The organism is Phaeodactylibacter sp., assembly GCF_022763345.1.
GTDB lineage: Bacteria > Bacteroidota > Bacteroidia > Chitinophagales > Saprospiraceae > Phaeodactylibacter.
In genome coordinates, this window is record NZ_JALEGS010000025.1 from 1 (window position 1) to 14,144 (window position 14,144).

At 48.4% G+C, this 14,144-nt stretch carries 11 protein-coding genes; 2 read left to right on the plus strand and 9 right to left on the minus strand.

The features are described 5' to 3' along the window. Positions 1 to 89 precede the first annotated feature (89 nt). From MRY86_RS07195 to MRY86_RS07235, 9 genes are all read right to left on the minus strand, one after another. Complete coding sequence (locus MRY86_RS07195) at positions 90 to 962, minus strand: hypothetical protein (RefSeq protein ID WP_293570335.1); 873 nt, start codon at positions 960 to 962, stop codon at positions 90 to 92. A 210-nt stretch (positions 963 to 1,172) separates the two neighbouring features. Beyond that, on the minus strand, positions 1,173 to 1,847 hold the full coding sequence (locus MRY86_RS07200; protein WP_293570336.1) for a hypothetical protein: 675 nt from the start codon (positions 1,845 to 1,847) through the stop codon (positions 1,173 to 1,175). After that, positions 1,835 to 3,691 carry a hypothetical protein gene (locus tag MRY86_RS07205; RefSeq protein WP_293570337.1) on the minus strand — a complete coding sequence of 619 codons (1,857 nt, stop codon included), beginning with the start codon at positions 3,689 to 3,691 and terminating at the stop codon, positions 1,835 to 1,837. Before MRY86_RS07205 ends, MRY86_RS07200 begins: the two co-directional genes overlap by 13 nt. Further along, on the minus strand, positions 3,660 to 4,775 hold the full coding sequence (locus tag MRY86_RS07210) for a hypothetical protein (RefSeq protein ID WP_293570338.1): 1,116 nt from the start codon (positions 4,773 to 4,775) through the stop codon (positions 3,660 to 3,662). Before MRY86_RS07210 ends, MRY86_RS07205 begins: the two co-directional genes overlap by 32 nt. Further along, complete coding sequence (locus MRY86_RS07215) at positions 4,776 to 6,566, minus strand: hypothetical protein (protein ID WP_293570339.1); 1,791 nt, start codon at positions 6,564 to 6,566, stop codon at positions 4,776 to 4,778. Next, a complete protein-coding gene (locus MRY86_RS07220; RefSeq protein WP_293570340.1) occupies positions 6,491 to 7,357 on the minus strand; it encodes a T9SS type A sorting domain-containing protein in 867 nt (288 codons plus the stop codon). The genes MRY86_RS07215 and MRY86_RS07220 overlap by 76 nt, the downstream gene beginning before the upstream one ends. A gap of 11 nt (positions 7,358 to 7,368) precedes the next feature. Then, complete coding sequence (locus MRY86_RS07225) at positions 7,369 to 8,061, minus strand: hypothetical protein (protein WP_293570341.1); 693 nt, start codon at positions 8,059 to 8,061, stop codon at positions 7,369 to 7,371. Positions 8,062 to 8,148: 87 nt separating this feature from the next. After that, the gene (locus MRY86_RS07230; protein WP_293570342.1) at positions 8,149 to 8,913 is read right to left on the minus strand and encodes an SH3 domain-containing protein; all 765 of its coding nucleotides are present in this window, start codon (positions 8,911 to 8,913) and stop codon (positions 8,149 to 8,151) included. After that, positions 8,913 to 11,123 carry an OstA-like protein gene (locus MRY86_RS07235; protein WP_293571157.1) on the minus strand — a complete coding sequence of 737 codons (2,211 nt, stop codon included), beginning with the start codon at positions 11,121 to 11,123 and terminating at the stop codon, positions 8,913 to 8,915. The genes MRY86_RS07230 and MRY86_RS07235 overlap by 1 nt, the downstream gene beginning before the upstream one ends. A 243-nt stretch (positions 11,124 to 11,366) precedes the next feature. On the opposite strand from MRY86_RS07235, the gene pheT reads away from it, so the two are divergent. Continuing rightward, on the plus strand, positions 11,367 to 13,814 hold the full coding sequence (gene pheT, locus MRY86_RS07240; protein WP_293570344.1) for a phenylalanine--tRNA ligase subunit beta: 2,448 nt from the start codon (positions 11,367 to 11,369) through the stop codon (positions 13,812 to 13,814). 33 nt (positions 13,815 to 13,847) lie between these two features. Beyond that, positions 13,848 to 14,144 carry a hypothetical protein gene (locus MRY86_RS07245; protein WP_293571158.1) on the plus strand — a complete coding sequence of 99 codons (297 nt, stop codon included), beginning with the start codon at positions 13,848 to 13,850 and terminating at the stop codon, positions 14,142 to 14,144.

Here is a 14,144-nt window from a genome sequence, read left to right on the forward strand (position 1 = left end):
CCTTGATTATTTGGCTCTCTGTAAACTTTGATTTCTTCATAACAGCTTAAAGTTAGTGAATTTTTAAACTGTCTTATTTTTACGCAAGTCTACACCGTCAAATTGAAAGTACTAATACCATCGACCAAATAAGCTCCACATCTCTCATCCAAATGAATTACGACTTCTTTGTCGAAAGGTATATTTTGATAACTTTTATTGCTTATTGATATTTCTAAATCACCATAATGATGATAACCATCTGCCCTTAGTACATCTTCTATATAATCTTGAGAGACCGAACAGGTATTTGAAGGAGCTAGCAATTGGTTACCTGTAGTACAACAGTTATAAACTTTATCTATATGCTGGCTGACGTGGCTCATTCCAGCGGTCAATCTGGCAACCCAATCTCCATTAGCCCCCTGTAATTGAATCTCTAACGAAGATTTTATATTCTCGACTCTATCAATTGTAACGCATGGATATGAATTGGATTTGGGAACGACTAATTCGACCCAAAACCGCCCTCCTGAGGGAAAAGACCCTAACTCGCGACCAAACAATAAAAAATACGGTGATTCCTGCTCCACTTCAGCAATCTTGTCCTGAAAGACCTGTGGCATCCCGCCCTCATATCCCTGCTGATGGAGGTAAAAGCCGAAATCATATACCGCAAAATCGTTTTGGAATGCTGTGGGGAAAACCTCGCGCAGTGCGCAAGCCGCAGTATCCAGCTGTGCCAATTCGTCAGAGGTAAAGGATTGACCGGTGGCATTATCAAGCTGGATGAAGCAGCTTTGAGATTGACCTTTACTACCGAGAATAAAAAGGCTGAAAAGGAAGAGAAGCGATTTAATTCGGAACATGGTATTTTTCATTTTTGTCTTTCTTGATAATTTCTCCACAACCACCATCCGGCGCGCTCCATCCACCACCACCGTCACCCAGTAAAGTCCGGGCAGCCACTTTTCAGTAGACAATGGGTAGGTGTGTTTGCCGGCAGTGCCATCGTAGCGGGGGGGGGGCGCTATCGTAGGTAGCTGTGGCAATTCGGCGGTCTAAGGGATCCAGTACCTCCACCTGTATGCGCTTGGCGAAAAAGTTATCGAAGTGCTGCACGAAAATAAAATAGGTGAATCTTAATTTTAGCTTTTTTTAGCAACATCGGCATTTTCAGCTGTGGTGTCTCACTAAGAATCGTATAAAACATTTTCTCTAACGGTCAACAGCCACAACTGACCTACTTTATGAAAGTAGTGCACGTATTTGTATTCAGAAGAAAGGAATAGCCTCATATACAAAACCGCTTTTTCCCCCGTTTCATCAACGTAGACCTCTGATAGGAAACAACTGATTGAGGCGTGACGACGATCGCAGGGCTCACCAGAACGGATAAGTTTACCACCCATTTTGCTAAAATCCAATTTTGAATAATCTATGCTTTCGTTCAGCGCTTTTTTATTCCTTCCCAAAAACATATTCGCTCGGGTAACACTTTCAGCAGGAAATAGCTGACTAATCTTCATACTATCTAAAACGCCCACATCCACTATGACACATTCTCTTTCTGTAAAATTGTGATCATTGTATAAAAAATATAGCGTTGAATAACATGGCATAGTATCAAATGCAGGTATGCTATACTCCGAAAAGAATGCTTCAAAAGTATCTTTACTAAAAGAATCATCGTAATCTTGCTCACAAACCTGGCGAGGTATAAACTGGTAGGATATCGCTGCATTTATTATCGCCTCCTTGTCTGTAAGCTCAATGCTCACCTTTTGATTAGCAACATTTTTACAAGAATGAAGCAATGGTGAAAACATGCAAAGCAAACAACAAATGATTGTAACTAGTTTGTGCACGGCAATTGTATATTTTGCTTGAGCAGTTCGTGTAGATCCGCCATTTTATTTTCTATGCTAATCAATGTCTCTAAGTCGTTAAACCCCGTCCATCTTTGGATATCTTCTATTGAAAATTGAGGCTGCTCCCCGAAATCATACGTTAGGTAGAAATAATTTGTTCTATTTCCATAGCCTCCGTTAAAACCGTGGAGGGTATCGCTTAATTTTCTAAAATAATGATTTAAAATTATCCAATGCTCCGTGTAACTTGTAGCTATGTTCTCAAAATTGTAGTTCCTGTAGTGACTATAATAATGTCCATAACTATAAAGCGAAAAATTTCTTTTCTTTTGATCTGATGTCGCACCACTGACTTTCATTAAGTTATGTTTTAATATGGCATGAACACACTCATGTATAATTGTTTTGGCGATATACAAGTAACCCAGCTTTTCTTTATTACAATACTCTTCATCAGAAAACCTATCTTCATCAATTCTTATAATAACATGTCTGTGATCTATAACATAGCTTAAAGAACTTGTACTCCCGTTTACTCCGCTTCCAATATCTTCAATCCGTATTTCCACGTTCAGACCGCTGTTTTCAAAGATATTAATAAAATCGCCTGATATCCCGCCTGCTTCTTTGAGAGTCTCAGTCACTTCATAAAACTTACTCGCATATTGTGGAAATCTATCAGTATTAAGTAATATTTCTCCCGTTGGTCCTTTCAGAGTCACAAACAGTGTAGCGCTATTTTCACTATATACAAAGTGAATCCAAACTCCTTCAGCACTAGATTCAAAACGATTTTCTATATCTTCCATGGTGGGAAGCTCTTCCCCTTCCCCATTTCTTAAAGCCGTATTTTCGCCTGTAGAACAAAAAACAGCGTTGTCTGTAATTGCACCATAAAACTCCCGACCATTGCTAACATGTAAATCCGAAAGAGTTTTTAGTTCTATGAATAAATCCCCTACATCTATTGTCTCTCCATAAAGATCAAAGCCATCTATCGTCGAATAGTTCTCTACCCTGTAATCTCCTCCTACATATTCAATAGGTTCTACATTGTATTCGGTAGCGCATATACACGTATGGTCTACATTGGGCGGATCGGAAAGAATTGATATAGGGTCTTGATCTGTTCCTGCTTTGGAACCGAAGTAGAGAAGCACATCATCATACGTCCAGTTACAGATTGGGCAATCTGGACTTAAATTGAATTCACAACAGTTTACAACTTCCTCTACACTTGATTCAAGTATTTGAATACCTGCAAATAGTGCTTGAGATAGTCCTTGAGATAGTCCTTGAGTAGAATAAGTATTTGAATTCCCTAGTGTTTGAGACACGGCCAGTCGTACTTCGAACTCTATCATGCGATAAAAATCTGCTGTTAGACAAGAAAAACTCCCCTCCTCCGGCAGCTGCACCTCCACCCAAACCTTCCCCAGCGCCCCGCCACGCAGCAACTCACGACCAAACAACAAAAAATACGGTGACTCCTGCTCCACTTCAGCAATCTTGTCCTGAAAGACCTGTGGCATCCCACCCTCATATCCCTGTTGATGGAGATAAAAGCCGAAATCATATACCGTAAAATCGTTTTGGAATTCTGTGGGGAATACCGCCCGCAAAGAGCAAGCCGCCGCCTCCAGCTCCGCAAGTTGTTCAGTTGAGAAGGCTAGACTACCCGTAGCGTCATCTTCTTGAATGAAGCAAGACTGTGCCTGCAGGGCGAAAGAGCCCCATAGTAGGGCTAGTAGCAGAATAAGGTTTTTTGGAGAGAACATTTGCTTATTCGTTAATGAGTTAAATAATCCATCACTTCCCTTTGAGCCCAGGGTACCGCTCATACAATGCTGCTTTACTAGATAAGCTGACAATTTTGGGAAAAGGACGCTTAGTATTCGTACGCTCAACTGTGGAAAAGAACACGAGCTCCCCTGTATCCCGGTCTTCTATGAAGAGACGCTTGCCGAAGATCCAGCGAGGGTAGTCTTTTATGTCAAGCGCCCCTATGCGCACTATATCTTGGTCGCCAATATGGTAGAGCAAACCAGTATCTATGTTTATGCAGTAGTACTCGCCATCCTGCGCTATTACTTTGAAATGCCCCTCGAAGAAAAGAGTATCGTCGATGGCTTCGTAGCGGTGGTGCTTACTGGAGGGGTGATACTTTAATTCAGGTGAGTGGTACCAGTAAGAAGGTTGTGGTATATTGTATTCGCCTATACTATCCCTCGAATAAGTAATCAACTCTTGCCAGGCGTTTTCCTCTAGCTTTTCCCTGTATTCAGGATAATCATATTGCCATATGGTGAGTTGCCTGTCATCTCTTATATAAAAGAGAAATTGTCTGGAATTGAGCGCAATAAAATCAAATGTAATATTGTCAATAACTGGCCCTTTATGAAAGTCTCTACCCTGAAGGCCTGTTTTCCAGCGGAACAAAAATGTAATAGGATATATATATCGTAGATTCCTAAGTGACGGTTTACTCGACTTCCTATCAAACAATTCACCTAACAATTTATCTTTATCTGGGATTTCCTTTGCTAATTCAATCGCCAGCAAACTGTCTCTTTTTCTCCTTTCCTGAATACTTATCTTTGAAATTTTAGAACGAAAAAAAGTAAAATAACCTATCTCCGGAGATTTTGTATGAATACAGTTTATAGCAAAAACAAGGGTATCCTGTATATCCCAGGTGAACGGATAATCATAAAACGAGGAACCAACAACGGCTTTGACTTCTGTTGTTGGTATTTCGTTTTCGACTTTAAGTATATTATGGCTCTGAATGTAAGTATCATTAATATGTTCTCCGATTACAGGTACATGCAAGTCGGCATTATGTACAACTGAATAAGTAATCTGTGCAATGCATGATGCACTGAAACACAATAATGATACAAGAATAAAGAAGATTGGCTTCATTTAATTAATTGTTACTTTTATTTCTTCTGGTAAAAAGTTTTTTCTGAAATATCCGGGTATAGCACTGTATTCATACCCTCCCAGCTCTACAGTAATCACCTCAGAATCTACAATATATAATCCTTCTACGGAACTTTTCAACTCCAATTCAGTAGAATAAGTCACACCATAAGAAGGGTCGTAAAACATTTCTATTCCTTCTCCTTCTATGTTTATTTTTAAGAGTTTATGAAATAAGAAATACGATACAGGGTTAGTATTTCCCTGAGCAGGAATACCCGGTAAGCTCCATACACTTTCGTTGTACCATCTACATTTCCCTGTAGGTAATCCTTCGTTATCATACTCGGGTTGAAAATCATAAACAGGATTGCTTTCATCGTAAGGAATTAGATTCCTATATAAATACTCAGAATTATTAGGACCAGGAAAATTTGAATTGGGATTAGACTCAAAGTGCCAATTTTTTATTAGCATACCTTCAAAAGCATTGCTATTCACTGACTCTATAGTTACAAAATTAAAGTCTGTTTCATAACGATAGCCTTGGTGTTTTAAGATATTGGATAATAAGCTTTGCCAAGACGTACACTGTCCATCATAATTGTTCAACAAGGGTTCCCAAGAGGCCTCGGGATCGGCGGTCCCGTAGTATGATAACGTAGAATAATTTCCATTTCCTAAAAAGTCGTTAGAAGTCAAGCTTCCACTTGCCAATTCAAATCCTTCCCATATACTTAGAAAGAGATCCGCTTTATTTTCATTTTCTTTTCCTCTATTGCACCCATAGTACAATAGTCTTTCATCAAGATCAAAAAAATCGTCAAATGGCGGAGCGGGTGTATTATAGATGACATAAATTGTATTCGAAGTTGTAAATATCTCCACCCAACTCCCCCCACCATCAAAAGAAAGCGACCATTCCACCTCAAAGTCCGCCCAATAATCGACCGACTCCCCGGTGCTAATTTCTATGCCAAGACCGGATGGCTGTATGGTACTTTCATTATAGACTGCACCATCGACAGTATAGGTAGCGTCATTGGTCGTTCCTTTGATTTTTATGCTGCTCCCCGGCAAAGCACCAGTAAAAGAAAAAGTTGGGCGAAGTTCCATCACGTCTTGCCGCTTGTAACATACAGCACCTGCAATAATGCCATTCCCGGCTTCGCTACTGGCAGACAATTGCCATTGCGGCTCCTCTACCCCATCTATCGGATAACTCCCTTCAAATGCAACTGATGCAAGCACTAGTTGGTCAGACAATAAAGCCTCTATTCCTTCCTGAAGACAATTATTGTAATCCGTAACAATATACCATGGCAACATTATTTCCTGTACAATATGCTGCCGAACAGGCTGGGGCAATGCTGACTCTAAATCACTCGTCACCGCAATAACTGGCATACCACCACTATGTTGAGCCAATACGTAAAACACTACAGTATTACTGCCCTCGGCAATCCAGTCCTGAAGGTTTTGTTCTACCTGAGGAATTGCCTTAGTATGTGTCACTATTTTGATTTCCCAACCTTTTAAAGAGGTTACTTCATTAGCCTTGTTCTGCACCAAGCCTTCTTCCAATGGTTCTAACAAGTCACCATAATCTTTGAATGGCAGTATAGGATTATGCTGGCACAGTAATGGCAAAGCCGTTATAGTTAGACCTATTAGATATAGCAGTCTCATTTTTTGTATTCCCACAATGAACATATTTATAATTTCTCCACAACCACCACCCGGCGCACCCCATCCACCACCACCGTCACCCAGTAAAGCCCGGGCAGCCACTTTTCAGTAGGCAATGGGTAGGTGTGCTTGCCGGCAGTGCCATCGTAGCGGGCGGTGGTGATTTGCTGGCCGAGCGCATTCTGTACGATAGCCTCTATGGGCGTGGCAGCGGGCAGCTGCAGTTCCAGTTGCAGCCAATCGGTTGCCGGGTTCGGGAAGACGCGCAGGGAGGACAGGATATCGGCTTCGCTAACCAGCGCCGCCTGATCAAAGTCCAGCAGCAGGGTAAACCCATCCGCTTGCCCACTGGGGCGGTTCCCGGAGGACAGGGCGTAGTTGTTGACCCAGAGCAAGTAGGTCTCTCCAGCCTGCACCGTGACCGGGGACAGGTAGTTCCCATTGACATTTTCACAGCCAGAAGCGGCAGCATTGGTTTCTACATTTGCTTTGAGCCCCGTAGCGCCCATACAGGGCGTGCTGAATGCGGTAGCGCCTCCAATATTTGGCCCGGCGGCTGTGCAGCGTATAGCCGTGCGGCTCTGGCAGTCGCCCCCTTCAACTTTGTAGAGGATGAAGTCTAGGTCATCTCCTTCATTGAGGGGGATGAGGTCGAAGGCCAAACGGGCATCTACCGGGGCCGTAAACTGAACCCATGCCAGGTGAGTGGCGGGCAACCCTTCAGCCCGGCAGTCACTGGGCTGGGGCGGGGTATCTGCTGCTGCCCGGCTTAAGGACGGGACGGTGAGCATGGTTTCCTGTGAGCTGAGCACAGTAGCCTCCGCACAGTCCTGCGCCTGGCTCAACGAGGGCAACAGGAATAAAGCGATAAATAGTATTTGGAGTCGCATCATAGTCCTTTCATTTAATAGATCACAATGACTGATTCAGAGAGCGGGGACACTGCCCCATCAATGTACTGGGCTTCAACCCGGTAAGTATAGGCGGTCCCTTTCTTTAGCCCACCGTCGAAGAAGAAAAAGTGGTTGCCGTCAACGATGCCGGAGTCGATCCCAGACTGTGCACCAAAACGTTCCTGGATTTTCTGAAAGACTTCGAGTGTAATGACGCCTTCATCCGGCCTGACCATAAGGTAGGGCCGTAATACCCCATCGGATGCGGAACGGTATATTTGGTAACCATAAATTCCATCTTGTTCAAGGAACTCCCAGACCAGCGCAGCTTCTCCACGGCCATATAGGTATTGTTGGCCTGGCCGCGCACCTTGTGGGTTGTTTGGCAATACACTACTGGCGGGATTGACCGTTAATACAGGCAGATTGGTTAGCACCGCAGAATCTTGTTCTAAAATCGTATGTATAAGCAAGCGCAGATCCAAAATCTCGCCCCGAACTGAGCTCGCTAAGGGGCGGGCAGTCAATATTTTAGAGCTGGACTTCAGCCCGGCATCATCTACGGCCAGTAACCGGTAATCGTAGTTGTATTGATAAGAAGCTGTGGAGTCTTCAAAGTAAATGGGTTCCCCTGCTTGTAAGGTGGTGAGGGTTTCCCAAAGGTAGTCTTGATTTTTCTTGCGCTGCAATTCATGCTGCACCAAGTCATCACTACTGCTTGCGATCCCCTCTATTTTCAGGTAGCCGATCCGGGGCTCAATGTCATCCCCTGAAATAGTTTGCCCCCCCCCCTAAACCTCCGCCACCAAATCCTTAGGCAGCCACCCCACCGTCGTATCACTCAGCTCCACTTTATACCAGCCGCTTATTTCATCCAGTATAGTCAGGGTCTCGCCACCGTAGAGGGTCAGGACGGGCTCACTTTGGGCATCCGGGGCCACGTGCAGGGGTGTTTCTTCTGCCATCAGGACGGCTTTGTGGTGGTAAAACTCCTGCTGCGCCCGACCGTAGGCGAAGCCAAAGGGCAACAGGCAGAGGAACAGGGCGGTAACGCCTGCCAGAAAACCGGCTTTGCGCTGCCGGCGCTGAGGGGCAAATTGCCAGACGGCCAGCCCGCCTACGCCCAGCCAAAACAGGAGGAGGCCAAGCACGGCCCAGCCCCGGGTGCGCATCAGGTGCTGCACGGAAAGCCAGGTGCGGACAACGCCCGATTGCCGGATTTGAATGTTCGAAGCTTCGAGTTGTTCCTGTACTAAAGCCAGATTGGACTGTACCTGCTCATTGGCGGGGTCGAGCCGGAGGGCACGCTCGTAGTTGAGGACCGACATGGGCAGATTGCCGTTGCGGTAGTAGGCGTTGCCGAGGTTGTAGTAGAGGCCCACACTTTCGTACCCCTCGGCACGGAGGGCTTCGTACCGGCTGATGGCGGTTTCGTAATCTTTGTCGTGGTAGGCATTATGGCCGGCTTGCAGCAGCTGTTTTGGTGAAGACTGTGCGGCCAGCAGCCCAATGCCCATTCCAAACCATGCAATGAATACCATCCACTTTTTCATCATTATTGCTCGTCGTTTTGTTTTTCTGGTGTCGGTGGTTGCTCCGTGGTGGCCGGGGAAACGGGTAAACCCTGTCCTTTAGCAGGATCGGGCGGAACGGGTAAACCCTGAGCCGGGGGCGCAGCGGGGACTTCGGCGGGGCTTGCCGGAGTATCTTCCGCTTCCTCATCCAGCCCCATAGCGGAAGGGGGGACTTCCAAACTGTCCTGCGCCAGAGAATCCGCAGCGGGAGCAGCGGCTTTGGGCAGGGGCTTCAGTACCCGTTTTTTCTCCGGGCTGAACAAATCAGGCAGGCTGTCGGGCCGGTATTGGGTTTCCCAAAAGAAGCCTTCCAGTTTGAGCGTGCTGTGGTTCGTTTGCCCCATCGGCAGCATCTCGGCCTTGGGCTGATTGAAAAATGTGATCTTTTCCACCTCATTGTTCCCGAAGTACAGCATCATCTCGCTGCAGATGGTCTTGTTGACGCCTACATAGCCGCCATCGTCATCCAAAGCATAGTACACGGATTCCGCGTTGCCGTTCACTGCCATCCGCCGGAGTTCTTCTGCTTTGAAAAAGGCGGTCACGTGCTTGCCTTTGACCTGATTGAACATAATCTCGTCCGGAGAATTGACAATCAGGGCGTTGTTGCGGAGGAAAATGCGGTCAATACTGCCCTTGTTGAGCAGGATATTGACGGTATCGGCATTGAACTGCGAGGTATCCGCCCAGACGATAGGCTCCCGGAACAGCCGGAAGGTGGAGTCCCGCGTACTGTACGACAGGGAGTCGCAGATGGCCTGCATATCCGTTTTAAAAATGCGCACATCAGGATAGGCCCGCAGCAGACGGGCACTGTCGGTGACAAGGGTTTCCGTGATGAGGGTGTCGGCAATGAGGGAGTCTATGACCAAGGTATCCGTAACCAGGGAATCCGAAAAGAGCGTATCAACGGTGATAACGGTCTCCACAATCAGGGTATCGAATACGTCTTGCAGCGCCAGCAGGGTATCGGATGCCATAAATAAGGAGTCGCCATCCACAATCGTGATGAGCAGCGGCCGGCCATTGCGCCCCCCGAAGGCTTTGAGGTAATCCGCTTTACGGTCATAGTCGGCCGTATCGCACATAATGGTCAGGTCTTCGGAGGTGTCCCGCCAAATCACGGAGCCGGTGGCAATACCAATGCCCCGTTCCTCGCTGTAGTCCACCTGATCGGCTTCCAGCAGCTGCGGCGGATCGCTAATGCGGGAGCGGCCGCGGGTGGAATAGGTCTCCTGTTTGGCATCGTAGACGATCTCATCGGCGGCGATGTCCTGTTTGTCATCTTTGTAGCGGGCATTGCCCACGAGTACCGTGCGGTCGGCTTCCTGACTGTACTCAATTACATCGGCGGTGGCTTCCCGTTCGTTTTCTTTGAAAATGGCGTTGCCGCGCAGGATGTACACCTCCCGGCTGCCATCGTAGCGGATGGTATCGGCCAGGGCCAGTTGGTCGCCCTTTTGGTACTGCGCGTTTTTGGTGAATTCCGCTACGTTGTTCTCGGTATCGTAAAAACCATCTTCGCAGTACAGCTTGGTGGTATCGCTGTCGATCAGGGTGGGCCCCAGAAAGTCCACCACTTTGGTCTCCGTATTGAAGCCCAGGGTGTCCGAAAGCAGTGTAAAAGCCGAATCGATCACCACGACGCTGTCTTTGAAGTAAATTTGCCGCTCATCCACGTAGTAATAGCCCTTTTTACTGGTCAGCTGCGTGCTGTCGAGGGTAAGGGTGGCACCATTATCGTACGTGGCCAGCTTGAGGTTGAGGTCGTAAGTCAGGCGGTCGGTGAAGAGGCGCTGATCCCCCTTTTCCAGAATGACATCCCCGTAGAGCTCGGCTATGCGGGTCGCCCCGTCGTAAACGGCAGAGTCTGAGAAAACATTGAGGGAATCCCCCTGCTGAATGATTACATCGCCATTGGCATACACGCGGGTTTGGTTCTCAATACGGGCGGTATCACAGTACATGTACACGCTATCCTGCCGCAGCTCGACGTTGCCATTGAGCTTCTGAATAACCGTATCTCCCGACTGAATGTATTCAAACAGGTCGGCGTGGTCGACTTCCACTTCCTGCTTGGCCGTGTCCTGTGCCGGAGCGGCGGGCTGTTGCCCAAATACCGGGGCAGCCACTAGCAGCAGCAGTGCGATACAGTATATTTTCGGGTTCAATAATGGCATAGCTTCTTCCATGAGGTGCAAACTTCCGACTTTCCCCGCACTTCCCTGCGAAAAACGGGCTGAAATCTCCACGAAAACGTTGAGAAAGGCCCTCCCGCTTGCTTCCCGGAACGGGTTAACCCTTTTTTAACGTTGTGAAGAGGCAGACCATCGCCAAAATTAGCTCTAAGAACCAGATTTGTGAGGACTCCCCCTCCATATAGGTTGTAAATCCCCCATTCGTCAGTATATTTGTGCCCTTACAAAACTACAGCAATGAAAGTATCTCTGAACTGGCTGAAAGAGTATATCGATATAGACCATAGCCCTGAGGAAGTCTCGGCTATGCTCACAGGTATTGGACTGGAAGAAGAAGGCATGGAGCGGGTGGAAAGCATCCGCGGCGGGCTGGAAGGCGTGGTCGTGGGGCATGTCCTCGAATGTGGCCAACACCCTGATGCCGACCGCCTGTCCCTGACCAAAGTGGACGTAGGTGGGGAAGCGCCCCTGCAGATCGTCTGTGGTGCGCCAAATGTAGCGCAGGGACAAAAAGTAATGGTGGCTACGGTGGGGACAACTTTGTACCCCGTTGGCAGCGAAGAACCCCTCACCCTCAAAAAAGGCAAGATCCGCGGGCAGGTATCCGAAGGCATGATCTGCGCGGAAGACGAACTGGGCACCGGCACGAGCCACGATGGCATCCTGGTGCTGCCGGAAGACACCGCAGTGGGCACCCCCGCACGGGAGTACTTCAATATCGAAATCGACCACGTTTACGAGATCGGGCTGACGCCCAACCGCTCGGATGCCACCAACCACCTGGGCGTAGCCAAGGACCTGGCAGCCTACCTCAAAGTCAACCACAGCCACAACGACGGCGTGCACCTGCCTTCCGTCGACGGCTTCAAAGCGGATGACCAAAGCCTGCCGGTCAGCATTGAGGTGGAAGATGCCGAAGCCTGCCCACGCTACGCTGGCCTGACGCTAAAGGGCATTACCGTTAAGGAGTCGCCCAACTGGCTCAAAAACCGCCTGCTCTCCATCGGGCTGCGGCCCATCAATAATGTGGTGGACGTGACCAACTTCGTACTGCACGAGCTCGGTCAGCCCCTCCACGCCTTCGACCTGGCAAAAGTCAAAGGCAACAAGATTGTCGTAAAGGCTTTGCCGAAAGGCACTAAGTTCACTACCCTCGATGAAACGGAGCGCGAACTTACGGGCGAAGACCTTATGATCTGCAATGGCGCCGGCGAAGGCATGTGCATCGCTGGCGTGTTCGGGGGCATAGGCTCCGGTGTGACGGAAAATACCACGGATGTCTTCCTGGAATCCGCTCATTTCAACGCCAAGTGGGTACGCCGCACAAGCATGGGGCACAACCTGCGCACTGATGCCGCCAAGGTTTTCGAAAAAGGCAGCGACCCCAACATCGTGGTCTACGCCCTGAAGCGGGCCGCCCTGCTGATTAAGGAACTGGCTGGCGGCATAATCTCAAGCGACATCACCGACCTCTACCCCAACCCGGTCAAACCGGTGGAAGTGAAGGTCAGCTACGCGCACACCAACCGCCTGATTGGTATCGACATTCCCAAAGAAAAAATCCACAGCATCCTGGAGGCCCTGGAGATGAAAATCCTGGCAGACGATGGGGAGACGTTCACCGTTGCAGTGCCTACCAATAAGTCGGACGTAACGCGGGAAGCCGATGTAATTGAGGAAATCCTGCGCATCTACGGTTACAACGAGGTGCCTATCCCTGAGCAGGTCAAGACCGGGCTCAACATCGCCCCTCAGCCCGACCCCAACCTGCTGCGCGACAAGATCGGCGACTACCTGGCGGCCAATGGTTTCAATGAGATGATGGCCCTGTCCCTGTCCCGCTCGCAGTACTACAAGGAAATTTTCGAAGGGCTGGCCGACAACAAGCTGGTGTACATCAACAACACCTCTACCGTACAGCTCGATATTATGCGCCCGGATATGCTCTTCAGCGGGCTCGAAGCCATTCTGCACAATCAGAACCGGCAGCAGTCGCGCCTGAAGCTGTTTGAATTTGGCCGTACTTATCAGCACGGAGAGAACAAGATCGACGAGCAGCAGCACCTGAGCCTCTTCATGACCGGGGAGCGCCACCCGGAAACCTGGCTGGGCGTACGCGAAGGCGATGCAGACTACTACGCCCTGAAGGCTTTTGTGGAAAACATCCTCGCCCGCTTCGGGCTGCAGGGCTATCAGGAGACAGCGCTGCGGGACAACAGCCTGGCCTTCGGGCTGGAATACCACCGCGGCCCGCAGACCCTGGTCCGCTTCGGCAAAGTCAACCCTAAGCTGGTCAAGGCTATGGATATCCGCGGGGAGGTCTTTTACGCCGATTTCAGCTGGGACAACCTCATGAAAGCCCGCAAAAAGTATAAATTATCCTACGAGGAGCTGAACAAATTCCCAAGCAGCCGGAGGGATTTGGCCCTGGTTATTGATAATTCTGTAAAATTTAGTGATATTGTGGCGATTGCCCGTAAGGTGGGCAAGAAGCTCATTAAGGATATCAACCTTTTTGACGTGTACGAAAACGAGGAGCAGCTCGGCGCCGGGAAAAAGTCCTACGCTGTCAGCTTCACATTTGAAAACCCTGAGAAAACGCTCAAGGACAAGGAAGTGGACAAGGTGGTCAATAAATTGATTGCCGACTATGAGTCCAAACTTGGTGCTACGATCCGTCAGTAAAGGCAGGGTAGTATGATGACCCAAAGTCCCAAAATGAACTTTTTAGAGCGCATTGACAATATTGAACTGAAAGTCCGGCAGCTCGTGCAGCGCATGGCGCGCCTGAAGCAGGAAAATGCCGGGCTCAAGGAAGAAAACCAGAAACTCAAGGCCGACCTGGACCGCCAACGCGGTGCAGTGAGTGCCTTAACCCATAAGTTGGAACAAACGCAGCGGTCCCTGGACACGCAGCGGGAAGGACAACCTGAGCAATCAGATCAGCTGAAGCAACAGCTGGAAACATACATTGAAGAGATCAACGCTTGTATTGAGTGGCTACATAAGCAATAG